This window comes from Collinsella sp. TM09-10AT (assembly GCF_003436275.1).
GTDB lineage: Bacteria > Actinomycetota > Coriobacteriia > Coriobacteriales > Coriobacteriaceae > Collinsella.
Genome location: NZ_QSOP01000040.1, coordinates 1 through 2,962, shown reverse-complemented (window position 1 = coordinate 2,962; position 2,962 = coordinate 1). Strand labels below are relative to the sequence as shown.

4 protein-coding genes are annotated in these 2,962 nt (G+C 54.5%); 3 read left to right on the top strand and 1 reads right to left on the bottom strand.

The genetic code is table 11. The features are described from left to right. Positions 1-195: 195 nt before the first annotated feature. Positions 196-756: a TetR/AcrR family transcriptional regulator gene (locus DXD77_RS10070; protein ID WP_055252681.1), complete on the bottom strand. Its 561-nt coding sequence runs from the start codon at positions 754-756 to the stop codon at positions 196-198. Positions 757-899: 143 nt separating this feature from the next. Between DXD77_RS10070 and DXD77_RS10065 the strand changes: the two genes are divergently transcribed. The 3 genes from DXD77_RS10065 to DXD77_RS10055 are packed head-to-tail and all read left to right on the top strand — an operon-like array spanning position 900 to position 2,682. Further along, positions 900-1,100: a hypothetical protein gene (locus DXD77_RS10065; protein WP_055252679.1), complete on the top strand. Its 201-nt coding sequence runs from the start codon at positions 900-902 to the stop codon at positions 1,098-1,100. Beyond that, positions 1,097-1,786: a radical SAM mobile pair protein A gene (locus DXD77_RS10060; RefSeq protein ID WP_055252677.1), complete on the top strand. Its 690-nt coding sequence runs from the start codon at positions 1,097-1,099 to the stop codon at positions 1,784-1,786. Before DXD77_RS10065 ends, DXD77_RS10060 begins: the two co-directional genes overlap by 4 nt. Next, on the top strand, positions 1,774-2,682 hold the full coding sequence (locus DXD77_RS10055; RefSeq protein ID WP_055252675.1) for a radical SAM mobile pair protein B: 909 nt from the start codon (positions 1,774-1,776) through the stop codon (positions 2,680-2,682). The genes DXD77_RS10060 and DXD77_RS10055 overlap by 13 nt, the downstream gene beginning before the upstream one ends. Positions 2,683-2,962 lie beyond the last annotated feature (280 nt).

Sequence of the window (2,962 nt, the reverse complement as noted above, 5' to 3'; positions counted from 1 at the left end):
GAGCGTAAACATCTCGGGCGGCTCGGCTCCGCTGCAGCTCGGAAGCAAGGCAGGGGCGATCCAGGCCGATTTGGGCGCCCTGCTCTCGGTGGCGCGGGCAGGTGGCGAGTAACGCGGAGCGGTAGACGCGCAATGAGGTTTTAGCCGCAGCCTCCGAACGAGAGGGCTCGGAGGCTGGTATTCCTGAATCGCAGGTCACGATGGGTTATCGGAATCGCGAAGAGCGGATACCGCCAGTAAGCCCCCTTCGGAATAGGCGTTGAGCAGCTCCTGGGCATGGGCGAACTCGGGGCCTCGTCTCCAGCCGAGCAGGCGGTTGACGGCCAGATCGCCCTGGACGTTGTGGACGAAGAGCAGGAAGGCGTCTTCGCGTGAAAGCCCTGTTTTCTCCATGACCCAGGGAACCATCTGCTCCGCTCCGCGTTCTATGACGCGCTGGGCTACGCGAGCGTATGAGTCGCTGTCCGAATAAAGCAGGCGATAATCGTCGTCTGCCGACGGACGCTGGCAAAGCGTTGCCGATTCAACCCCCTCAAGCGGGGGAGCCGCTGCCAATGCCTCGTCGATAAGCGCATCGAGCAGCGCGTACTTATCCTCGCAATGCAGATAGAACGTTCCCCGGTTGATCTCGGCGCGGCGGCAGATGTCCGCCACCGTCATCTTCGCGAAGCCGACCTCGGCCAGCAGCGCGAAGAACGCCTCCTGTATGACCGAGAGGGTGTAGCGCCGCCGGCGGTCGATCTTGGTTTCTCCCATCGCCTCTCCAATCTGAGTCGTTTGACAATGTCCAGTAGCTGTTCGTTTATCGACAGGTGCACGCGTTTGTTCATTGCCCCTGCGAAAATCAACAAGGATACTGTTTATAGACACCTGTTTTTTATAGCTGAAAGGGAGCACGGATGACCCTGTGCGAGAAGCTCGGCATCGGGCTTGTCAGCCGATCGTTTTCCCATCGGGCCGTCTATCGAAACGGCGGCACGTCATACGATTTGAGCGATTGCGAGCCTGCTGCTTGCAAGCAAGATATCGAGGCTTTTGCCCGCAAGGTGGGGAAGGCTGATTGCGTGTTTACGGGAGAGGCAGGTAGGCAGGCGTTATGAGCATCTGCATCAAAAATCAGATTCAGAATATGAATATCGTCATCGGCTGCACGGTGGGGTGTCCATATTGCTATGCCCGTAACAATGTGAAACGTTGGCATATGATTGACGACTTCGCTGATCCTGCGTTCTTCCCGAGCAAGCTCAAGATGATGGAAAAGAAACGCCCGCAGAACTTTCTCCTTACCGGCATGAGCGATCTCTCCGGGTGGAAGCTGGAATGGCGAGACGAGGTATTTGCAAAGATCCATGAGAATCCACAGCATCAGTTCCTGTTCCTGACCAAGAGACCCGATTTGCTGGATTTAGATACCGACCTGGAAAACGCATGGTTCGGCGTTACGGTGACGAGGAAAGCGGAGCTGTGGCGTATCGACGCCCTTCGGAAAAACGTCAAAGCAAATCACTTCTTCGTTACTTTTGAGCCGCTATTCGACGATCCCGGTACGGTCGACCTTTCCGGAATCAACTGGATCGTCGTCGGTACCATGACCGGGGCGCAGAGCAGGAAGGTTCATACGGAACCGGAGTGGGCATGGTCTTTGACGGACCAGGCGCACGCGCTTGGCATTCCAATGTTTATGAAGGAAGACCTCGTCTCTGTCATAGGGGACGAAAACATGATTCAGGAATTGCCGGAAGAATTCGAAAGAGTGCTGGAGGTGCAGAGAACATGGCGGAAGTGATCGATGGAATCCTCATCAATGAGGTGGAAGCAAAGAACATCATGACCAAGTCCAGCCTGCCGGTAGGCGGCTACTCGGTCAATCCCTATGTAGGCTGCACGCATGCCTGCAAGTATTGCTATGCCTCCTTTATGAAGCGCTTTACCGGACACAAGGAGGAATGGGGCACCTTTCTTGATGTGAAGCATTGGCCGGAAATCAAGAATCCGAAGAAATACGCTGGACAGCGGGTGGTTATCGGTTCTGTGACGGATGGCTACAATCCACAGGAGGAGCGATTCGGGAATACCAGGAAACTCCTGGAGCAGCTGATTGGCAGCGATGCAGATATTCTGATCTGCACAAAGTCCGATCTTGTGGTACGGGATATCGATCTGCTGAAGAGGCTTGGACGAGTGACCGTTTCATGGTCGATCAACACGCTGGATGAGAACTTCAAGAACGATATGGACTCCGCGTCGAGCATCGAGCGTCGTATCGCTGCTATGAAGCAGGTGTATGACGAAGGTATCCGTACGGTCTGCTTCGTGTCCCCGGTATTTCCCGGCATCACGGATTTTGAGATGATTTTTGAGCGAGTAAAAGATCGGTGCGATTTGTTTTGGCTCGAAAATCTCAATCTTCGGGGTGGTTTCAAAAAAGCGATCCTGGATTATATCGCCGAGAAACATCCCAATCTCGTACCGCTTTACGATGAGATCTATAACAAGCGCAACCGTAGCTATTTTGAAGCGCTTGAAGTAAAAGCCGAGGAAATGGCCAAGAAGTACGATTGCCCCTTTGTGGACAACGAAATGCCTTATGGCAGAGTCCCCCAGGGGCATCCGGTGATCGTGGACTACTTCTATCACGAGGAAGTCCGAGGGTCGGATAATAGCGGAAAAAGAAATCGTTAAACGGAAACCGACGACGATTCGCTCGAGCGATTAGCGTCCACGCGTGGCTTCTGCCGATTGGCGCAACGGGCGACGGATTAAGGGATCGCTCGGGCGGATGATCCCGCTGCAGTACAGGCGGTCGCTCAATTTAGCGGCATGAGCGTTTTCGCACGGAAAACCAGTATCCCCTGTGCCGAGTTTAATCGTAGCGAATACAATGGGCACTGAGCATCAATCGAAAGTAGTCAAGAGCCTTTTCGACGGCTTCTACCACCTCTACCCCAGCCTCGAGCAGCGA

Bases quoted from the DNA above. Each gene is read 5' to 3' on its own strand.
- DXD77_RS10065 (WP_055252679.1), top strand. From the start codon at position 900: ATGACCCTGTGCGAGAAGCTCGGCATCGGGCTTGTCAGCCGATCGTTT.
- DXD77_RS10055 (WP_055252675.1), top strand. From the start codon at position 1,774: ATGGCGGAAGTGATCGATGGAATCCTCATCAATGAGGTGGAAGCAAAG.
- DXD77_RS10070 (WP_055252681.1), bottom strand. From the start codon at position 756: ATGGGAGAAACCAAGATCGACCGCCGGCGGCGCTACACCCTCTCGGTC.
- DXD77_RS10060 (WP_055252677.1), top strand. From the start codon at position 1,097: ATGAGCATCTGCATCAAAAATCAGATTCAGAATATGAATATCGTCATC.